Here is a 19,436-nt window from a genome sequence, read left to right as displayed (position 1 = left end):
AAAATGGCTAGAATGAAATTCCTATGTGACACCAAGCGTTGTATTGAATGTAACGGCTGTGTCACTGCATGTAAAAACGAAAACGATGATGCGCTTGAATGGGGCATCCAACGTAGACGTGTTGTAACATTAAACGACGGCCTACCTGGTGAAAACTCAATTTCGGTTGCTTGTATGCACTGTACAGACGCGCCATGTATGGCGGTGTGTCCAGCAGACTGTTTTGAGCATACTGAAGATGGCATCGTGCTTCACAACAAAGACCTTTGTATCGGCTGTGGCTATTGCTTATTTGCATGTCCATTTGGTGCTCCGCAATTCCCGAAACAAGCAGCATTTGGCGAACGCGGTAAGATGGACAAATGTACGTTCTGCGCTGGCGGTCCTGAAACAGAAGACAACTCTGAAGAGGAACGTGCAAAATACGGAGCTAACCGTATAGCAGAAGGCAAGCTGCCAATGTGTGCTGAATTGTGCTCAACAAAAGCATTGTTAGCGGGTGATGCAGAAAAAGTGTCTGATATCTTCCGTCAACGTGTTGTAGAGCGCGGTGCTAAGAATGCTGGCTGGACTGACGGCAATGATCTGGCTTACGACGCAACGAAAAGCTAATGGAGAGCTCTATGCCTATTTTGTTTAAAGAACAAGGTTTGCTTAGAAAATTGGCTCTCTCACTGCTGCCTTTATTGGCAGCAGTGATGCTTGTACTGTCGTTTGGAGTAAGAGCAGAAGAGAGTAAAAGCAATCAAGTCGTTAGAGGTGAGATGACGCAACTCGCGGGTGCGGATTATTGGCGTCATGTGAAAGAAGGGGTGGAAGGTACAACAACGTCTGCTTCTCCTGAACATGGTGTGTTAATCAGTACACCAGGGGAAACGTGGTTTATCCTCAAAGAGAAATGGATGTCACCTGCTGCAGCTGTCGCAATCTTTGGCAGCATCAGTATGGTGGTATTGATGTACTTCTTAGTTGGCCCTTTGAAACTAAGCGGGGCTCGCACCGGCAAAAAGCTACGTCGTTGGTCAAGAATGGACCGTGCTCTCCACTGGAGTATGGCGTTTACCTTTCTTACGTTGGCATTTAGTGGCTTAATGCTTGTTTATGGCAAACACTTTATGAAGCCTTATGTACCGACCGAGCTTTGGGGTTGGACGGTGTATCTTGCTAAGCAGTATCACAACTACATGGGACCAATATTCTTTATTCTGCTATTTGCTGTTCTATTTAAATGGTGGAGAAAGTCCATCTTTAATAAGACAGACATGCAATGGTTCATGAAACTTGGTGGGATGGTTGGTAAACATAAAGGTTCGCACCCATCTGCTGGATTCTCCAATGGTGGTGAAAAAGCGATTTACTGGTTGCTTATCTTCTTTGGAGCTATCGCGGCAGTGAGTGGTCTTATTCTCGATTTCCCTATCTTTGGACAAACGAGAAAAGATATGGAGCTATCTAACTTAGTTCACATGTTCTCAGCTCTTATACTGATTTGTGGATTCGTATTCCATATCTATATCGGTCTATTCGGTATGGAAGGGGCGTTAGAAGGTATGGTTACAGGTGACGTTGACGAAACTTGGGCAAAAGAACACCATGATCTTTGGTACGAGGAAATGAAGCAAGGTCAAAGTGGTGAAGGTACAGCGACGACAAGCGAAGCCAAACCTGATTCCGTCAAACCAGAGCAGAAATTAACGTAAAGGGGTAGAGGACTTTATGCACCAACATCATAAAGGTATTTGGGTGGCGTATATCTTAAGTTTGTTTACGCCGTTTACTTTGTTACTGTCTGGCGTGATTGCCATCATTTATGCAGGTTACCGTTTAGACAAAGGTGAAGATAGCGAAGTAGTAAACTCTCACTATTATGGTTTAATTCGCACGTTCTTTTTAAACCTAACTTTCTTTGTTGTTTTAATCGTAACGGTAGCAACATCGAACGGGCTATTAAAAGGTGTGACTAACTACTGGTACAAAGCCAGTTGGATAGACCAAATTGCAAATATTATTCCTTACATTGGGATGTTATTTGCTGCTGTCGCGATTGTTATGTGGATCATTCGCATGTTCATGGGAATGAGCAAGCTGAATCAAAATATCGCGATGACATTTGGTAATACCGAACAGCCTATACAACACTTACCATAACGTCGAAAAGCTCCTTTTAAGGAGCTTTTCTTTTATCCCCTATTTCTTGGTATAACAACATTGCTACATAGTAGTGCGTACCATTTTGGTGCTATTTCACTATATTGGTGCGATTTTAAAGCCCGCGCGTCCTACCTTACTGATTAGCAAACATGTATTTATCCAAATATTCAATAACTTAGTGATTATCTTGTGTTTGGACAATAAGTGGAATGCTAATTGCCTTATACAACGTTCGATTTTAGCGCTCCCTATTTTGGTGTGCTTAAAGAATAAGAAGCACAGATATTGTGCATTACATGGATTGAATCGTTGCAAAGGAGTAATTAGTACATGACCACTTCGGTAGAGCAGGTACATGGAGCCGTACAAACACTAACGCAAAGCTCAGACACACTATTTTTACTATTGGGCGCCATCATGGTGTTTTTAATGCACGCAGGCTTTGCGTTCCTAGAAGTGGGAACCGTTCGCCATAAAAACCAAGTAAACGCTTTGGTAAAGATACTCGCCGATTTTGGTGTCTCGGCAATCGCTTACTTTTTTATCGGTTATTGGGTTGCATACGGGGGCACTTTCTTTGCAGATGCGGAGACATTGTCACAAGGCAACGGATATGAGCTAGTGAAGTTCTTTTTCTTACTGACATTTGCCGCAGCAATCCCCGCCATTGTTTCTGGTGGTATTGCTGAGCGAGCTCGTTTTTACCCAATTCTTCTTGCCACTTTTTTTACGGTTGGTATCGTCTATCCATTATTCGAAGGTATGATTTGGAACGGTAACTTCGGATTCCAAAACTGGTTAGAACAGAGCTTTGGCGCCGGATTTCATGACTTTGCTGGTTCAGTCGTTGTACATGGCGTTGGCGGTTGGATCGCGCTAGTCGCGGTTATCTTTTTAGGAATGCGCAAAGGACGAGTTCGTGCGGGCAAGCATACTAACTTTGCACCTTCTAACATTCCTTTCTTAGCATTAGGTGCTTGGATTCTTAGTGTCGGCTGGTTTGGCTTTAACGTGATGTCAGCGCAAACTTTGGAAGGCATCAGTGGCCTTGTTGCTATGAATTCGCTGATGGCGATGGTGGGCGGTATCTTGGCGTCGCTAATTGTCGGAAGAAATGACCCTGGCTTTATCCATAATGGTCCGTTAGCTGGTTTAGTGGCTATTTGTGCAGGTTCCGATTTGATGCATCCAATTGGCGCACTAGTTACTGGTTCAGTTGCTGGAGCATTGTTTGTTTGGGTGTTCACCTACTTACAGAATAAAACTAAGATCGACGATGTATTAGGCGTGTGGCCTTTGCATGGGCTTTGCGGCGTATGGGGTGGTATTGCTGCAGGGATATTTGGACAGCAAGCTTTGGGCGGGTTAGGGGGCGTTAGTTTCGCTTCTCAGCTTATTGGCACGGTCACGGGCGTGGTCGTTGCGGTAATCGGTGCAGGGATAGTATATGGCATTCTGGATAAAGTAGCCGGATTACGACTCTCTGAAGAAGATGAATTTAACGGAGCGGATCTGGCGATCCATAGAATATCCGCCACTAACGAAGACTAAGTACATAAGAGCACCCGAAGAAATACTTGGGTGCTCATCATATTCCCACTATCTAACTTACTGAATCTAAGTAAATTTAGACTATGGTCTAATCCCCAAAACTACTGTTGTTATTGCTTCCGTGTTACTCTTATTAAAACAACGATAAGTCAGCACAAGGAGTGTTTATGAAGTTTCCCTATAAAAATGTTGTCGTTTTAACCGGGGCAGGTATTTCGGCAGAATCAGGAATACAGACTTTTCGTGCACAAGATGGACTTTGGGAAAATCATCGCATCGAAGATGTAGCGACCCCTGAAGGATTTGCGAGAAACCCAGAGTTAGTCCAAAGCTTCTACAATCAACGACGTCAGAAGCTTCAACAAACCGATATCCGACCTAATGCGGCTCATATTGCTCTTGGGGACCTAGAAAGGCAGTTAGAGGGGACAGTAACGGTTATCACACAAAACATCGATAACCTTCATGAGCGTGGCGGTAGTGAGAATATCATCCATATGCACGGAGAGTTGCTTCGTGCTCGCTGCTCTGAGTCAGGGCAGGTCGTCGAAATGGTGAATGACATCGAAACGGGTGATTTGTGCCATTGTTGCCAGATTCCATCACAAATGCGCCCTCATATAGTTTGGTTTGGCGAAATGCCGTTAAAAATGGGTGATATCTATGCGGCATTAGAAAAAGCAGACTTGTTCATATCTATAGGTACCTCTGGGGTAGTTTATCCTGCAGCAGGTTTTGTCCATGACGCAAAAATGCATGGCGCACATACGATTGAAATTAACTTAGAACCTAGTGCGGTTCAAAGTGAGTTTGAAGAGAAGCGCTATGGCAAGGCAAGCATAGAAGTGCCAAAACTGGTCAGAGAGATTTTAGCGTTACAGACCGAGGATAAGGCAGCTTCATAAGGTCATCGATTGTCGACTTAAATAAAAATAGCCCTCGTACTTGAGGGCTATTTTATTATTCATTGAAAAAACTGTGCTTAGTTGTCTACTTTTAGCTTTTGGAAGTACTCTTCGTACAGCGCACCAGCTTCGCCAACTTCATCTTGCCATGTACCTGAATCCATCACTTCTTGTGGTGGGAACACGTTTGGATCGTTAGCAAACTCTTTTGGAAGTAGAGGATAAGCCGTCTTAACTGGAGTCGGATAGCCAATCTCTAAAGCAATTTTCGCTGCATTTTCTGGACGCAATAAGAAGTCGATCATCTTGTGTGCAGCATCAACGTTTTTGGCACCTGAAGGGATAGCAAGACTGTCCATCCAGAAAATTGCACCTTTCTCAGGCCAAACAATATCAATTGACGCACCTTCTTGACGGGCCATGTACGCTGAACCGTTCCATAGCATGCCAAGTGACACTTCACCAGCAAGGTACGGGTTAGCAGGGAAATCAGAGTTAAACACCAAAACGTTTGGTACTAGCTTTCTTAGTTCTTCATACGCTGCTTTGATTTCGTCTGGATTTGTAGTATTCGGTGAATAACCTAATTTGGTCAATGCAATATGGAATACTTCACGAGAGTCATCCATCATCATCAACTGGCCTTCCCACTGAGGATCCCAAAGGTCATCCCAAGAGCTTACTGCTGATTTATCAAGCATGTCAGTATTGATACCAATACCGGTTGCACCCCAGATATAAGGGATTGAGTATTTGTTATCTGGATCAAAAGGTTTGTCTAAATAATTAGGATCCAAATCTTTAAAGTGAGTAAGTTTTTCTTTATCAATCTCTTGAAGCATGCCTTCTTTACGCATCTTAGACACGAAGTAGGTCGATGGTACGACAAGATCGTAACCTGAACCTTGGGTCTTTAGCTTAGCGTACATGCTTTCGTTGGATTCATAAGTAGAGTAGATGACTTTGATACCAGTTTCTTTGGTAAAGTCTTCTAGTACTTCGCTAGGAATGTATTCAGACCAGTTGTAGAAGTAAAGTTCTTCGTTGGCTGCAAACGCCGGGGTAGTGAGAAGAGTCGCCGCACAAAGTGCGCCTGCATACAATTTGCTTTTCATTACTTTTCCGTTTGTATTGGTAGACAAAGAGTCTCTAGGAGACATGACAATATAGGAAAGTAGGGGTTCCTATATTACTTTGCACGCCATCATTATTTGATGTGCATCACAACATTATATCAGTCAATGATTGAATACTCTATGTAGGAATTTACAAAAATTAAACGTTTAGAATGATATAGCAGCTCAATCATGAAAAAAGGTGGCAAATGCCACCTTTTTGTCAATTTCGCTATGAGTTACTGACCAGCTTTGAGCTTCAAGAAATAATCTTCATAAACCACAGTTTTATCACCAACAGCGTCTTGCCATTCAACGCGATCTAAGTCTTCTTGAGAAGGGAATAGAGCAGGGCTGTCCTTGAACTTTTCATTTGATGCTTTAACGGCTGTTAAGTAACCAGTATCTCGAGAAATTTGTTCAGCAATTTCAGGACGCAGCAAGAAATCTATCATCTTATGAGCCGCTTCGACGTTTCTCGCTCCAGAGCTAATTGCGAAATTGTCTACCCAACCAATGCCACCTTCTTTAGGGAATACAAGCTTGATTGGAAGTCCTTCGTTTTGCGCTGCAGCGGCTGAACCGTTCCAAAGCATACCAACACCAACTTCGCCAGACATGTATGGTGCACCTGGGTTATCAGAGTTAAATACCAATACGTTTGGCATCAGTTTTTGTAATTCGGTGTACGCCTCGTCGATCTGTGCTTTATCCGTGGTGTTACCCGAGTAACCAAGTTTACGTAAAGCAATATGGAATACTTCACGAGTATCATCCATAAGCATCAATTGACCTTCTAGCTCCGGTTTCCAAAGGTCAGCCCAGCTAGTAAACTCTTCTGGGTCATACATGTCTGTGTTGACGGCTAAACCTGTAATCGCAACGACGTGTGGAATAGAGTAGTCATTGTTAGGATCGTATGGCTTATCCAAGTAGTTAGAATCTAGGTTGCTGAAATTCGACAGCTTTGATTTGTCAATTTTCTGTAGCATACCTTCATCGCGCATTTTCGCTACGAAGTAGGTTGAAGGAACAACTAAGTCGTAACCCTTGTTATGCGTTTTTAGCTTTGCATATAAAGTTTCGTTCGACTCATAAGTTGAGTAGATCACTTTAATGCCAGTTTCTTTAGTAAATTGTTCTAGGATGCTGCTATTGATATACGGCCCCCAGTTCATAAATACTAATTCTTGATCATCTTTAGCACTCGCTGCTCCTGAAAGTAGAGAGAGTGCACATGCACTACCAGCTAATAAAGTAGCCCATTTTTTCATTGACGTTAGCTCCAAAACAAACGCTGCCCGAAGGCATAGATAGAAAAAGAGCAGAATGTCGACGCCATTCTGCTCCCGCAAATAAAATAGCGATTTTACTGATTTATTTCACTTTCTCTCTAGCAAGCAGTTGCGAGGCAACAACAAGAATTAGAGAGACAATTAACATAATGGTGGCCAGTGCATTCACCTCTGGCGAAATACCCACTTTTACCATTGAGTAGATCTTCAACGGTAGGATTTCGTATGTCGGGCCTGTTACAAACGAGCTGACAATAACGTCATCTAATGAAAGCGTAAATGACAACAACCAACCAGCGGCAACAGCAGGTTTAGCAAGAGGCAGGATTATCTGTTTCAGGATTGTCCATTCACCCGCACCTAAGTCTTTCGCAGCTTCAAGCATTTTTACATCGAATCCCTTTAGTCGGCTGTAAACAGTGACAACAACAAAAGGAAGACAGAATGTAATATGCGCAATTAACAAGCTAAAGAAGCCAAGTTGTGCTCCCAATACTAGGAAAATAGCCAACAATGAGATTGCCATAACAATGTCAGGAGACATCATGACAATGAACAGCAGTCCACTAACCGCACCTTTACCTTTAAACTGGTAACGGAAGAGGGCAACTGCGGTTAAGCTACCAATTATCGTAGCTGCAGTTGCAGAAAACACAGCCACATTAAGTGAATGCCATGCTGCCTGCATTAAGCTGTCGTTGTTGACTAAAGCGTGATACCACTTTGTTGTCCAACCTCCCCATTTCATACCAAATTTATTGGCATTGAACGAGTTGGCAATCAATACGATGATCGGTAGATATAAGAACGCATAAACTACCGACATAAAACTAAATCTAACTACGCGTCCCATTATTCTAGCTCCACTTTACGATTCAAGAGCTTGCCTGCTCGGTAGTAGGCATACAACATTACTGCCATCGCAGCGGTAAGAGCGATACTCGTCGCAGCACCAAACGGCCAATCACGTGCATTCAAAATCTGACTCTTAATAACGTTACCAATTAGTAAGTTCTTCGCACCGCCAAGTAGGTCAGCGATATAGAACATACCAAGTGCTGGCAACAGAACTAGCAAGCAGCCGCCAATAATGCCAGGCATAGTGAGCGGCAAAATAACTTTCGTTAGCGTTTGCCATTTGTTAGCACCCAAATCTTTTGCAGCCTCAATGTATGTGCCATCGAGTTTTTCGATTGCGGAGTAGAGCGGCAAAATCATAAATGGCAACAGAATATATACTAGGCCGATCATCACTGCTGTTTCGGTGTACATGATGCGTAGCGGTTTGTCGATAATATCTAATGCCAATAAGCTTTTGTTCAAGATACCTTGTGTACCGAGCACAATCTTCAAGCCGTAAGTACGGATCAAAGAGTTAGTCCAAAAAGGTACGATGACCAGGAACAACATAAACGGACGCCATTTCTCAGGCATCTTTGCGACGATATACGCGAACGGATAGCCAATGACTAAGCAAATCAAAGTTGCAACTATCGCCATGTAGAATGAATGGAACAACACCTTGGCATAAAGTGGGTCCAACAGTCTTGCGTAGTTGTCTAACGTAAACGTCATCTCAATGAGGTTGGCTTCGTCTCGGGTTAAGAAACTGGTGCCAATGATCATCACGTTAGGAATGAGTACAAACAGTACCAACCAGCTAACGATCAGAGTGATGATGGCGTTTTGTAAATTAAATCTCTTGCTCATCTTTTAGCACCACTTCCCAGCTCTCTACCCAAGTTACCGCCACTTTTTGACCTAACGAGTGGTCAACATCAGGATCATCTTCGTTAAAGAATTCACTGACCATGACACGCATACCTGATTCTAGTTCGATAACTGAATCTAAAGTCATACCTTTATAAGTACGCTCTGCAACGTGACCAACGATACCTTTATTCTCAGATTCTTTAATCTCTTCAATGCGCAAATCTTCAGGACGCAAAAGAACTTGAAGCTTTTCTCCTGCTTCAAACGCTTTGTCGTAATAGACGATGCTCTCTTGACCTTCGATCTCTGCTTTGATGCGCTTGTCATCAATTCTCTCGCGAGCAATAGCGTTAAACACGTTAATTTCGCCAATGAAGCGCGCTACGAACAGGTTTTTAGGCTCTTCATAGATTTCGCGAGGCGAACCGTCTTGTTCAATCACACCATCACGCATTACGATAATACGGTCAGACATTGACAAGGCTTCTTCTTGGTCGTGGGTAACGAAAATAAAGGTAATACCTAATTGACGTTGTAGCTGTTTAAGCTCGATCTGCATTTGCTTACGCAGTTTGTAATCAAGAGCAGATAACGATTCGTCGAGAAGCAATACTTTTGGTTTGTTAACAACTGCTCGAGCTATAGCGATACGCTGTTGCTGTCCACCAGATAGCTGATGCGGCTTACGTTGTGCCATCTTTTCAAGACGTACCATTTTTAGCGCTTCGAGAACACGTGGTTCAACTTCTGCGTTAGGTACTTTCTGCATGCGCAAACCAAATGCCACGTTTTCAAATACGGTCATATGAGGGAATAGGGCATAGCTCTGAAAAACGGTGTTTACATGCCTCTGTTCAGCAGGGACGTCCGTTACATCTTGGTCAGCTAGGGTAATTCGGCCATTATCAACCGTTTCAAAACCAGCAATCATTCGAAGTACGGTAGTTTTACCACAGCCCGAAGGACCCAAAATAGTGAGAAACTCACCATGATTAACGTTTAAGTTAAGATTCGCGATGATCTCCTTACCATCGAAACTTTTACTTACACCTGATAGCTGTACTACTGGTGTTCCTACTGAATGTTTAGCGTTCAACGTCTGTTTTTCTCCACCTTGGCCGAAATTTTATAATTGGCCGGTTGCTATACACATTTAAGGCGCGCATCATAATCACCAATTGAGTGAATTCAAAGCATTTTCTTACCTCGAAACAGAAAAAATTTTGCAGGTAAAACTAAAGATTATTTACCATACTAAGTTAAGAACTTACTGAGTCGAAATTTTCGCCTTATCAAGTGGTTAATTATCATCCAAAAAGACAAGAAAGCAAGGTTATAACAGTGATAATACATTGTTGTTCCCGCTATAATGGCGCAGCCTTTTCAACGAAGAAATTACACATTCGCGATGTGGATGTAACTTGGAAATACTATGAAAAACGATTTTGAAAGAGACTTCAATCTAGGTGGAAGCATTGAGCGCGCGGTGTCCGGCCAGTATGAACTTAAAGCCGGAGCGGTGTTTCAAGAAGCTTGGAAGCAAACCACCAAGCATTTTATGTCTTTCTCTCCTGCTATTATCGCACTGATTTTTGTGCAGTTAGGAATCTTCTATATAGCGCTGCAATTGCAACTTGGCGACCCGTCAGTGATCTTACAAGCGTTCCAAGATCCATCTCTTTTGAACGAACAAATTTTTCAAGCTATATTTGTCGCCAACTTCAGTTATGAAGTAGTAAGTGCACCGGTTTATGCAGGTATCTCGTTGATGGCAATGAGCCACGCTGCTGGACTCACTACAAAGCCACGTCATATTGCAAAAGGTCTGCAGTTTACTGTCCCAGTGATTATTGCAACTCTGTTTAGCCTTGTACTACAAGGGATGGTTAGTATGATCCTGCCGTTCTTGTCTATGTATTTATCGTTAGCTTTTAGCCAATCGATTCTGCTTATTTGTGAAAAGAAAGTTCCGCCATTGCAGTCGCTTTTACTTTCATTACGAGCAGTAAATAAAAAGATATTCGTACTAGCAGGAATTTACATTCTGTTAGTATTGATGTTTATTGCTGGGGCCATGTTCTACGGAATCGGTCTAATTTTTGTGTTGCCATTCTTCTTCCATGTAAAGGGGATCCTTTACCGAGAGATGTTTGGCATCAAACTGAAAATTGTGGCATCTCAAGATGACAGTGGCTCAAATGACGACTCGGATCATCGTGATAACGATGACAATACGCCACCACCTCCGAGAAACGATGACAAGCCAAATAAGAATCCAGAGGTATTTGATGCGTAAGTCACGCAAAATTCTTTCAATTATCGCTCTCCTGTCGGGGAGCGCTTTTTTATTTTTCTATGAAAAACAGGATGACACTGAGCAACTAGATTCGACGTTAACGCCGATTTCTGAATCCAAACCTGACACAGCTACAATTACCGATACGCGTACCAAAAAGAAAACCTTCTTTGATTACTTGCGTCCGGGTGTCGAAATAGAAAATGCACGTGTACAGAAAGAGCGCAAACGATTATTGGATATGAAAACGGCTCTACAACAAGAGAATTCGCTAAGCTCAGAACAAATTGAGACCGCTAAACGATTAGGAAGGCTGTATTCGCTCGAACCCACAGAAGTGACTTTAGAATGGCTTGAAGATATGTTGCACAGGGTCGATGTCCTTCCTGAAGCTCTTGTACTTACTCAAGCGGCAAATGAATCAGCTTGGGGCACTTCTCGATTTGCTAAAGAGGCCAATAATTACTTTGGTCAGTGGTGCTATAGCAAAGGTTGTGGGCTGGTTCCTTTACAAAGAAGTGAAGGTAAAACACACGAAGTTGCAAAGTTTGATTCCCCGCAAGGGTCAATTCATGGTTACTTTATGAACGTTAACCGTAATCGTGCTTACCAAGAACTGAGAGAGATTCGTGCCAACATAAGAGACAAAGGACAAGATCCGCGAACGGAAGTAGCCGCATTGGAAATGACGAACGGATTATTGCGTTACTCAGAGCGAGGTGAGGCATACGTCAAAGACCTGCAAGCAATGATTCGTCATAATGAAGAATTCTGGACACAAAAACAATAACTTATGAAAGTAATAAATCTAGCCCTTTTGGGATTGGCGGCGAGTACATTTACGCTGCCTACGTTAGCTCAAGAATACATGTTTACCTACTCAAAGCTTTATTCGCAAATGAAGAATAATGCCAAAGAAGGCCATGAAGACGTGAAAGTCGGTTTTTTCTTTGTTGATGCAGACAACAAATCACTTTGTACAATCGAAAAAGCCTGGATGGAGAAAGAAGAACATTATGAAGATCTTCAAACGAGCGCTGCGAATGAATTACTCGTTCCTCTAGACAGTAATCTAAAGCAAGCCAACCCGTTGGTGTTTGTACATACGCCGCAGGACAAGCGATGTGATTTCTCTATGGTAGTACTGACCAAACAGCCTTTATCGGGAGAAGTCTCTTACAGTGAAATAAACAACTTACTGCCTCAAATGCAGACTATGTTAGAAGACTTAGGTGGCATGTTTGCAAGTTGGTTTACTCCTGACGTAGAAGGAGTGACACTTGAGTTTGCATCTGACGTATCTGGCTCAATCGCTTTTTCTAATGGTAAAGTACAACCGATCGAGAATGGAAAAGCACAAGTCAAACTAGCGGATATTGGCGAAAATGGCTATATCACGCTTCCAGCACAGACACTGCGCGTACTGCCATATCTACCAGCAGCTAAATAAGCTTCTAAACATTCAATCCTCTTTACCTGAGAGGATTGAATCCTTCTTTATGCTACAAACCCACTTGTAAATCCGCTCACTACAACTCAACTTGAAACAACCATTTAATAATGGCAAAAAAGCTCGTATAATCCACGCCCCAGATAAACCCTTGATAGGAAATCCAACCGTCGACATCTGTCGGCAATGTGAGAGCCCGCGATGACCCAAATAGATACAAGAAAAGAAACCCTAGAATTCAACAAACTTCAAAAGCGCCTTAGAAGAAATGTTGGAAACGCGATCATAGATTACAACATGATAGAAGAGAACGATGTTGTAATGGCGTGTATTAGTGGTGGTAAAGACTCATTTGCGATGCTCGATATCCTGCTTAATCTTCAAAAAGCAGCGCCTATCAAGTTTGATGTTGTGGCCGTAAACTTAGATCAAAAACAGCCAGGGTTCCCTGAGCATATTTTGCCTGACTACTTCGAGACACTAAACATTCCATATTATATTGTGGATAAAGACACCTACTCAGTAGTGAAAGAGAAGATCCCTGAAGGCAAAACAACATGTGGTTTATGCTCTCGATTACGTCGCGGCACGCTATACTCTTTCGCTGAGAAGATTGGCGCAACGAAAATAGCATTGGGTCACCATTTAGATGACATTGTAGAAACCATGTTCCTAAATATGTTCCATGGTTCCCGTCTCAAAGCAATGCCACCAAAACTGCGTTCAGACGACGGTCGTAACGTTGTTATTCGTCCGTTGACGTACTGCCGTGAGAAAGATCTGATTCGCTACGCAGAGCATAAAGAGTTCCCTATTATTCCTTGTAACCTATGTGGGTCGCAAGAAAACTTACAGCGTCAATCAATCAAGGCCATGCTGATCGATTGGGATAAGAAAACTCCAGGGCGTGTAGAGAGCATCTTCAAATCGATTCAAAACGTTAGCCCAAGCCAGTTAGCTGATCGTGAATTATTTGACTTCGTCAACCTCCCACTTGATCGTGAAGGGGAACGAGAAGCTTATGACTTTAGCGAAGCGACAGTTTCTTCAACTAATATCGATGAATCAATGTTTATTGATGTGACCAATGTTTAGTTACGAAATCTAATCAAAAAAGCGCCCCTCGTTAGAGGGGCGCTTTCTTTTCTGTAGTAGGCATTCTGAATTTATATCTTTATACATTCCCAATCCAGAATCATGTAAAGGATTCAATGTCCTGTTCAAGTCTATTCCTGCCCGCATAGGGGAAACGTACTTATCAGGCTTGGCTTGGGTCTAATGGGCTGATGTAACCTTCAGGTTTCAATGCCATTACGTCGCAGTTTATCTTATCAATTACATGTTCAGCCGTATTGCCGATGAACACCGCCGATAAACCCGTACGTCCAGTAGTACCAAGTATGACCATACCTGCATCAAGCTGACGTGATACATCAGGGATGATATCTTCCGGCAAGCCTTGTTCAACAATAGTATGCTCTTCTGAATAACCGTGTTTTTGTCTTAGGGCTTTCATCGCTGTCAAATGATGGCCACGAACTGCATCGGTATAGGTTGCAGGATCGAACTCAGGAAGCTCAATGGTAATATTTGCTGGGGTGACAGGGTAGGCGTTAACCAAATAACCCGTTGCGCCAAGGCGTTCAGTTAAACTATCAAGCTGTTTGACCATACAGTCATTAAGATCGATGTGGGTTGGGTTTTCAGAGCCAACATGCACTGATGCAATAATGTTAGCGTGTTCTGGCCAGTCTGAATTTTTAACCAGTAATACAGGCACTGGGCATTTTCTTAACAAATGCCAATCTGTCGGGGTGAAAATGACAGACTCTAAGATGTCGTGCTTGCGCGTCGCTTTAATGACAATATCGTGCTTCCCTTCAAACACTTCTTCTACGATGGCGACATAAGGGCGATTGTGCCAAACAACTTTTACATCGAAATCAAAACTGTCATCGATAAACGGTTTGGCAACATTGCGCATCCACTCTTCACGTTGCTGAATCACACCGCGTCGCATTGCGTCACGCTCTTCATGCGAAAGCATAGATGTCATATCGTAGGAAAAGTCGTAGATAGATAAGAAGAACGAAATATGGCTTCTGGATTTACTCTTCTTAGCAAGTTGAACCGCACGAGCAAGGGCAGGTTGCTCATCGCTATTGAGGTTCGCAACGACGAGGATTTTACTGTAAATGCTCATAGATACTCCCTACCTATTTGGGCTATAACCTAAATTAACTTTAGCGCAAATCTATGAATTTTTTTAGAAAAATTGGAGAACAGGTAGGTAGAAATTTGAAGTGGCTCATCATAGAGCCACTTTTTGAAAGGTTGTAGAGTTCTGATAAAAACGTCAGTTTACTCTTTGGTAACGCCAGCCATTTCCATCAAAGCATCGTGATCGATAATGGTAATGTATTTACCTTTTACACTTAATACTTCAGATTTTTGGAAGCGACCCAATAGGCGACTGATTGTTTCGACAGTCAGACCAAGGTAGTTACCAATGTCACCACGAGTCATAGTGAGACGGAATTCTCTAGGACTAAAGCCTCGTTGAGAAAAGCGTGTCGACAAATTATATAAGAAAGCGGCTAAACGCTCCTCTGCGTTCTTTTTAGAAAGCAGTAGAATCATTTCTTGGTCGCCTTTAATCTCGTTCGACATCAAACGCATAATTTGTTGACGAAGCTTAGGCATTTTTCCTGACAAATCATCTAGAATTTCGTAAGGAATCTCGCAAACCATTGATGTTTCAAGTGCTTGTGCAAAACTAGGGTGTTCATCACCCGTAATTGCGTCAAAACCTACAAGATCACCAGCAAGGTGGAATGCTGTAATTTGCTCGTCACCTTGTTCTGTGATGGTATAGCTCTTGATTGTGCCAGAGCGAATAGCATAGAGAGACTTAAGTTCATCACCCGCTTTAAAAAGCTCTTGGCCTTTTTGAATTGGCTTTTTACGTTCAATGATTTGGTCGAGTTGATCGAGCTCAGATTCATTCAAAGTAAAGGGGATACACAGCTGACTAATACTACAATCTTGACAATGGATGGCACAGCCACCGGACTGAATACGTTTTGCTACAGGTTTTTCAGAAATCATAACAACCTTTCACTATTTGATGTACATCAAGATTTTATCATTCATTACCCCTTAAGGGTAGCTAAAAAATCAATGATAAAACAATCATCTATTAGTTTGCGTTAAAAATCATCACCGATTCATAACCTGTATACAGGCCATATACAAGTATAGAAATCGCTGCGATATTACGGAATATGAGCGAATTTTGCAGGCTTTTTAATTTTGTTGCGCTCGTTCCAACAAGTAGCATCGCTGGCAGTGTACCTAGTCCAAACGCTAACATGGTGGCGCCGCCGCCCAATGCGCTTCCAGAAACCGCTGCCCACGTTAATGTTGAATAAACAAGTCCACAAGGCAACCAGCCCCAAAGAAAACCAAAGGGGATAGCATAGCTGCTGTGCTTTAAAGGAAGTAATTGGTTTGCGAAAGGTGAAATTCGTTTCCATAACGACTGACCCAGCTTTTCAACAATTAACAAGCCATTCCACCAACGCCCTACGTAGAAGGCAAGCAACACCATAAAGGCGGCTGCAATGATGCGCAAAATAGCAAGTGCATGATTAAACTGGGAAAGCGACGCAATCCCTGCAATCGTTCCACCTACAACACTACCTATCAATGCATAACTGATCAAACGGCCAAGATTGTAATTAACGATAAGAGTGGTAGGGGTTTTATTCGGTTGTCCGATAGAAAGGAGGGAGGCTATGCCACCACACATTCCCATGCAGTGGCCGGCGCCGAGTAAGCCGATAGTAAAGGCGCCTAATAGATCCAATGTCACTCTTTTGAATCCTTCTTGGTATCCTTTTTCTGCTCTACATCTTCATCAAACAGAATATTGTGACCTTGTCTTTCAAGATCTTCAAACTGCTCACTCTTTACTGCCCATAGGAAGATACCAACTGCGACACAAACTAAGACAATGGCAATTGGGATCAATATGTAGATGCTTTCCATGTTACTTACCTTCTTCTTTGAGCAAGCGCAGCGAGTTTGAAACTACGATGATAGAACTCGCTGACATCCCTACTACTGCGATGTAAGGCGCGACAAGACCGGCAACCGCGAGAGGTAGGATGAGAAGATTATACCCTAAAGACCAAGCTAGGTTCTCTCTAATAATCTTTCTTGTTCTTATCGCTAACTCTCGAGCAGTCAAGATCTTATCAAGTCGGTCTCCTAGCAACACTAAATCTGCCGAAGCTTTAGCAACGTCTGTACCGCCACCCATAGCAATAGAAAGGTGAGCGCCCGCCAGAGTTGGAGCATCATTAATACCATCGCCGATCATCATAGATACATCGTTACTACCCAAAGATTTAAGATAGTCCAGCTTATCACTTGGTGAAGCGCTGGCGACTACGTCATCTATGCCCACTTCTTTTGCGACTACTTCTGCATTTGCCATTGTATCGCCAGTTAACAATGTGGTTTTTACACCTGCCGCACGCATCTTATCAATAAACTCAGCCGCTTCTTTTCGAATCGGATCTCGGTATATAAATGTCGCTACATGTTCACCATTGATAGACATATATACGCTGTTACGAGCATTATCGGTTCTACCAAGTACAAAAGAAGCATTGCCTATTTTTACTAAGGAATCACCGAAATACCCCGTCAGCCCAGAGCCGATAACGTTTTCGACGCTGTTCACCGCTAATTCACGGTTTAAGTATGGTTTAAACGCGCGAGCAATAGGATGGTTGGCATGACTTTCAAGAGCGGCTGCTAACTCCAACGCTTGCTGCTCTGATAAATCACCAAACAAATTGGTTTTAGCAATTTCGATGTCGCCATGTGTCAACGTTCCCGTTTTATCGACAACAAGATGATTTACCTTACATAAGGTCTCAAAGACATGACCTCTACGAGACAAAATACCAAGAGTGCCCATTCTTGAACTCGAACAAGTAATCGCTGTAGGAGTTGCCAACGAAAGCGCACAAGGGCAGGTTGCAACAAGGACAGACAACATGATCCAGAATGCGTCGTCCGGCTTAGTCTGATGCCAATAGAACCATGTTCCTGCAGCGATAATTAATATAATTGCCACAAAATAGCGTGCAACGATATCGGCAATTTCAGCTATCTTGGGCTTAGTTAACTGCGCTTCATCTTGCAACCTCACAATGCTTGAGATCATGGAGTCAGCTTTGGTCGAGCGCACTTCCAAGTCGAAAGCTTCATCGCCATTCAACGTACCTGCATACACAAAGTCGTCTTTGCTTTTAACAACAGGTAGAGATTCACCAGTCAACATAGATTCATCGATATGAATACGACCACTGAGCACGACCCCATCTGCTGGGATATGTTCACCTGGTAGTACTTTGATTTGGTCACCGATTTGTAGAGATTTTACTGGTACTTGGTCACCATCTAATTTGTTGGCTATCGCAGGGACAAGCTTAAGCAGGTTGCCGCTTGCTGCTGCTGCCTTACGGCGAGCGCGCATTTCTAGATACCGTCCAACGAGCAAGAAGAAGGTGAACATGGAGATCGACTCAAAGAACACTTCTCCTTTTTCAGCCACGGTAGCAACTAAACTGGCCACGTAAGCAAGAATGAGAGCGATGGAGACAGGAACATCCATCCCTAGTGTTCGACCCTTAATACTTCTCCAAGCATTGATATAAAAAGGTAGGGCGGAATATAGAAGAACAGGCGTTGCGAATATCAAACTGACCCATCGGAAATAGTTTTTAAACTCCGGTTCTAAATCACCAAACACCTCTAGATACAATGCCACAGCAAGCATCATAACTTGCATGGTGGCTAGGCCAGCAATACCCAGACGATATAGATACTGCTTCATGGTAGCGTGGTAAGCAGCCTCTTGTTTATCAGCCTCAAAAGGTGCTGCTTTGTAGCCTAAAGAATGGATAGAAGAGAGCAGTTGGCTGAGTTGTGTTTTGGTTTTGTCCCATTTAAGCAGAGCACGGTTGGTGGTTGTATTAACGCGAATAGACAGCACACCAGGCTCGACAGCCATACGTTTTTCTATTAACCACGCGCAAGCCGCGCAGGACACACCGTCAAGTGACAACGTCACCTCTTTGGTGTCTTCGTTGTTCCGTACAAATTCAGCTTGTACATCTTCATTGTCATAATGAATTAGCGACCGCAATTGTTCTGGGACGAGATCGGCTTTCTCTGCCGGTGCTGTTCGATATTGATAGTAGGAGACTAATCCGCTATCCACGATGGTTTGAGCCACGCTTTCACAGCCGGGACAACACATGTCCCGTTCTGCACCTAATATGTCTACGCTGAAGCTCGTGTTGGCTGGTACATCTTCACCGCAGTGATAACACGTCTTACACATAATCTAATCTAACAACACTACATCAGTTTCAGTTGGAAAAGTGACTCGACCTTGAACCATCCACGCTTGGTCATGTGGCTGTAGTTCAACGAACCAAGGCCCTTGCACATCATGGTCCAATATAAGGCGATAAGTGCCTTTAGCATCGGCAGTTAAGAGTTTTTCAAAGTCTCTATCCGGCAGAGTACGGTGAGTAAAAGTAGCAGTGAGAGCTGGAAAGTGGGGCAGTTGACCTTTCTGAAGCGTAATCAGAATAGTGTCTCCAGCAGACGAAACCGTAGCATTTAGCCCCAATTCTTTAGCGACATTAATCTTGGTTAGATCAACGTTAATTCCCTTGCCTTTTTTATAGTAATCCTCGGCAACCAGATTGATTTTGTTGTCTAATAACAGTGAAATTCTGTAGACAGTTGCAATCACAACGATAAGCGGCAACGCGATTAGAAACCACGGCCAGAATTGTTTATACCAAGGCTTTACCATAAAAAAGTTCTCAACAGCTAACTAAGAAAGAAATTATAATTTATCTAGAAAAGACA

General features: G+C 42.9%; 20 protein-coding genes. 9 read left to right on the top strand and 11 right to left on the bottom strand.

Annotated elements, in window-relative coordinates; genetic code table 11:
- The first annotated feature begins 3 nt into the window (after positions 1-3).
- The 5 genes from fdh3B to cobB all read left to right on the top strand — a co-directional run bounded on the left by fdh3B (position 4) and on the right by cobB (position 4,607).
- A complete protein-coding gene (fdh3B, locus tag OH456_RS25480; RefSeq protein WP_006075147.1) occupies positions 4-612 on the top strand; it encodes a formate dehydrogenase FDH3 subunit beta in 609 nt (202 codons plus the stop codon).
- Positions 613-698: 86 nt separating this feature from the next.
- Complete coding sequence (locus OH456_RS25475) at positions 699-1,700, top strand: formate dehydrogenase subunit gamma (RefSeq protein ID WP_443088646.1); 1,002 nt, start codon at positions 699-701, stop codon at positions 1,698-1,700.
- A 16-nt stretch (positions 1,701-1,716) separates the two neighbouring features.
- On the top strand, positions 1,717-2,148 hold the full coding sequence (locus tag OH456_RS25470) for a hypothetical protein (protein WP_006075149.1): 432 nt from the start codon (positions 1,717-1,719) through the stop codon (positions 2,146-2,148).
- Positions 2,149-2,481: 333 nt separating this feature from the next.
- A complete protein-coding gene (locus OH456_RS25465) occupies positions 2,482-3,702 on the top strand; it encodes an ammonium transporter (protein ID WP_096444206.1) in 1,221 nt (406 codons plus the stop codon).
- A gap of 167 nt (positions 3,703-3,869) precedes the next feature.
- Positions 3,870-4,607, top strand: a complete 738-nt coding sequence (cobB, locus tag OH456_RS25460) for a Sir2 family NAD+-dependent deacetylase (RefSeq protein ID WP_006075151.1) — start codon at positions 3,870-3,872, stop codon at positions 4,605-4,607.
- A gap of 77 nt (positions 4,608-4,684) precedes the next feature.
- Here the strand turns inward: cobB and OH456_RS25455 are convergent, their stop codons facing one another.
- The 5 genes from OH456_RS25455 to potA all read right to left on the bottom strand — a co-directional run bounded on the left by OH456_RS25455 (position 4,685) and on the right by potA (position 9,826).
- Positions 4,685-5,722 (bottom strand): extracellular solute-binding protein, encoded by a 1,038-nt coding sequence (locus OH456_RS25455; RefSeq protein ID WP_006075152.1) that lies wholly within the window; start codon positions 5,720-5,722, stop codon positions 4,685-4,687.
- Positions 5,723-5,961: 239 nt separating this feature from the next.
- Entirely contained in the window at positions 5,962-6,996 is a 1,035-nt protein-coding gene (locus tag OH456_RS25450; RefSeq protein WP_006075153.1) for an extracellular solute-binding protein, read from the bottom strand.
- Between the two features lie 103 nt (positions 6,997-7,099).
- Positions 7,100-7,870 carry a spermidine/putrescine ABC transporter permease PotC gene (gene potC / locus OH456_RS25445; protein ID WP_006075154.1) on the bottom strand — a complete coding sequence of 257 codons (771 nt, stop codon included), beginning with the start codon at positions 7,868-7,870 and terminating at the stop codon, positions 7,100-7,102.
- Positions 7,870-8,727, bottom strand: a complete 858-nt coding sequence (gene potB / locus OH456_RS25440; RefSeq protein WP_006075155.1) for a spermidine/putrescine ABC transporter permease PotB — start codon at positions 8,725-8,727, stop codon at positions 7,870-7,872. The genes potC and potB overlap by 1 nt, the downstream gene beginning before the upstream one ends.
- On the bottom strand, positions 8,711-9,826 hold the full coding sequence (potA, locus tag OH456_RS25435; RefSeq protein WP_038230549.1) for a spermidine/putrescine ABC transporter ATP-binding protein PotA: 1,116 nt from the start codon (positions 9,824-9,826) through the stop codon (positions 8,711-8,713). The genes potB and potA overlap by 17 nt, the downstream gene beginning before the upstream one ends.
- 336 nt (positions 9,827-10,162) lie before the next feature.
- Between potA and OH456_RS25430 the strand changes: the two genes are divergently transcribed.
- From OH456_RS25430 to ttcA, 4 genes are all read left to right on the top strand, one after another.
- On the top strand, positions 10,163-11,026 hold the full coding sequence (locus OH456_RS25430; RefSeq protein ID WP_006074477.1) for a hypothetical protein: 864 nt from the start codon (positions 10,163-10,165) through the stop codon (positions 11,024-11,026).
- A complete protein-coding gene (locus OH456_RS25425) occupies positions 11,019-11,816 on the top strand; it encodes a glucosaminidase domain-containing protein (protein WP_006074478.1) in 798 nt (265 codons plus the stop codon). Before OH456_RS25430 ends, OH456_RS25425 begins: the two co-directional genes overlap by 8 nt.
- Before the next feature lie 3 nt (positions 11,817-11,819).
- A complete protein-coding gene (locus OH456_RS25420; protein WP_236110652.1) occupies positions 11,820-12,476 on the top strand; it encodes a DUF2987 domain-containing protein in 657 nt (218 codons plus the stop codon).
- 201 nt (positions 12,477-12,677) lie between these two features.
- Complete coding sequence (ttcA, locus tag OH456_RS25415) at positions 12,678-13,571, top strand: tRNA 2-thiocytidine(32) synthetase TtcA (RefSeq protein ID WP_006074480.1); 894 nt, start codon at positions 12,678-12,680, stop codon at positions 13,569-13,571.
- Positions 13,572-13,734: 163 nt separating this feature from the next.
- On the opposite strand, the gene uspE is transcribed toward ttcA, so the two are convergent.
- The 6 genes from uspE to OH456_RS25385 all read right to left on the bottom strand — a co-directional run bounded on the left by uspE (position 13,735) and on the right by OH456_RS25385 (position 19,380).
- Entirely contained in the window at positions 13,735-14,679 is a 945-nt protein-coding gene (uspE, locus tag OH456_RS25410; RefSeq protein WP_006074483.1) for a universal stress protein UspE, read from the bottom strand.
- 158 nt (positions 14,680-14,837) lie between these two features.
- The gene (locus OH456_RS25405; protein WP_006074485.1) at positions 14,838-15,584 is read right to left on the bottom strand and encodes an FNR family transcription factor; all 747 of its coding nucleotides are present in this window, start codon (positions 15,582-15,584) and stop codon (positions 14,838-14,840) included.
- Positions 15,585-15,675: 91 nt separating this feature from the next.
- Complete coding sequence (locus tag OH456_RS25400; protein ID WP_198557822.1) at positions 15,676-16,350, bottom strand: sulfite exporter TauE/SafE family protein; 675 nt, start codon at positions 16,348-16,350, stop codon at positions 15,676-15,678.
- Positions 16,347-16,526, bottom strand: a complete 180-nt coding sequence (gene ccoS / locus OH456_RS25395; RefSeq protein WP_006074487.1) for a cbb3-type cytochrome oxidase assembly protein CcoS — start codon at positions 16,524-16,526, stop codon at positions 16,347-16,349. Before ccoS ends, OH456_RS25400 begins: the two co-directional genes overlap by 4 nt.
- A gap of 1 nt (position 16,527) precedes the next feature.
- On the bottom strand, positions 16,528-18,897 hold the full coding sequence (locus OH456_RS25390; RefSeq protein WP_198557823.1) for a heavy metal translocating P-type ATPase: 2,370 nt from the start codon (positions 18,895-18,897) through the stop codon (positions 16,528-16,530).
- Positions 18,898-18,900: 3 nt separating this feature from the next.
- A complete protein-coding gene (locus tag OH456_RS25385; protein ID WP_270034445.1) occupies positions 18,901-19,380 on the bottom strand; it encodes a FixH family protein in 480 nt (159 codons plus the stop codon).
- Between the last annotated feature and the right edge of the window lie 56 nt (positions 19,381-19,436).

The sequence above is a fragment of the Vibrio sp. La 4.2.2 genome (assembly GCF_027586995.1).
In the GTDB taxonomy this organism is placed as follows: domain Bacteria; phylum Pseudomonadota; class Gammaproteobacteria; order Enterobacterales; family Vibrionaceae; genus Vibrio; species Vibrio mediterranei.
Note: the sequence above shows the minus strand (reverse complement) of the source record. Positions and strands in the feature narration are given on the sequence as shown.

Excerpts from the sequence above, each read along its gene's own strand:
- potB (WP_006075155.1), bottom strand. The coding sequence starts at position 8,727 with ATGAGCAAGAGATTTAATTTACAAAACGCCATCATCACTCTGATCGTT.
- OH456_RS25450 (WP_006075153.1), bottom strand. The coding sequence starts at position 6,996 with ATGAAAAAATGGGCTACTTTATTAGCTGGTAGTGCATGTGCACTCTCT.
- OH456_RS25430 (WP_006074477.1), top strand. The coding sequence starts at position 10,163 with ATGAAAAACGATTTTGAAAGAGACTTCAATCTAGGTGGAAGCATTGAG.
- OH456_RS25475 (WP_443088646.1), top strand. The coding sequence starts at position 699 with ATGCTTGTACTGTCGTTTGGAGTAAGAGCAGAAGAGAGTAAAAGCAAT.
- OH456_RS25385 (WP_270034445.1), bottom strand. The coding sequence starts at position 19,380 with ATGGTAAAGCCTTGGTATAAACAATTCTGGCCGTGGTTTCTAATCGCG.
- OH456_RS25455 (WP_006075152.1), bottom strand. The coding sequence starts at position 5,722 with ATGAAAAGCAAATTGTATGCAGGCGCACTTTGTGCGGCGACTCTTCTC.
- ttcA (WP_006074480.1), top strand. The coding sequence starts at position 12,678 with ATGACCCAAATAGATACAAGAAAAGAAACCCTAGAATTCAACAAACTT.
- uspE (WP_006074483.1), bottom strand. The coding sequence starts at position 14,679 with ATGAGCATTTACAGTAAAATCCTCGTCGTTGCGAACCTCAATAGCGAT.
- ccoS (WP_006074487.1), bottom strand. The coding sequence starts at position 16,526 with ATGGAAAGCATCTACATATTGATCCCAATTGCCATTGTCTTAGTTTGT.
- OH456_RS25425 (WP_006074478.1), top strand. The coding sequence starts at position 11,019 with ATGCGTAAGTCACGCAAAATTCTTTCAATTATCGCTCTCCTGTCGGGG.
- OH456_RS25420 (WP_236110652.1), top strand. The coding sequence starts at position 11,820 with ATGAAAGTAATAAATCTAGCCCTTTTGGGATTGGCGGCGAGTACATTT.
- cobB (WP_006075151.1), top strand. The coding sequence starts at position 3,870 with ATGAAGTTTCCCTATAAAAATGTTGTCGTTTTAACCGGGGCAGGTATT.
- OH456_RS25405 (WP_006074485.1), bottom strand. The coding sequence starts at position 15,584 with ATGATTTCTGAAAAACCTGTAGCAAAACGTATTCAGTCCGGTGGCTGT.
- OH456_RS25470 (WP_006075149.1), top strand. The coding sequence starts at position 1,717 with ATGCACCAACATCATAAAGGTATTTGGGTGGCGTATATCTTAAGTTTG.
- OH456_RS25390 (WP_198557823.1), bottom strand. The coding sequence starts at position 18,897 with ATGTGTAAGACGTGTTATCACTGCGGTGAAGATGTACCAGCCAACACG.
- OH456_RS25465 (WP_096444206.1), top strand. The coding sequence starts at position 2,482 with ATGACCACTTCGGTAGAGCAGGTACATGGAGCCGTACAAACACTAACG.
- potC (WP_006075154.1), bottom strand. The coding sequence starts at position 7,870 with ATGGGACGCGTAGTTAGATTTAGTTTTATGTCGGTAGTTTATGCGTTC.
- fdh3B (WP_006075147.1), top strand. The coding sequence starts at position 4 with ATGGCTAGAATGAAATTCCTATGTGACACCAAGCGTTGTATTGAATGT.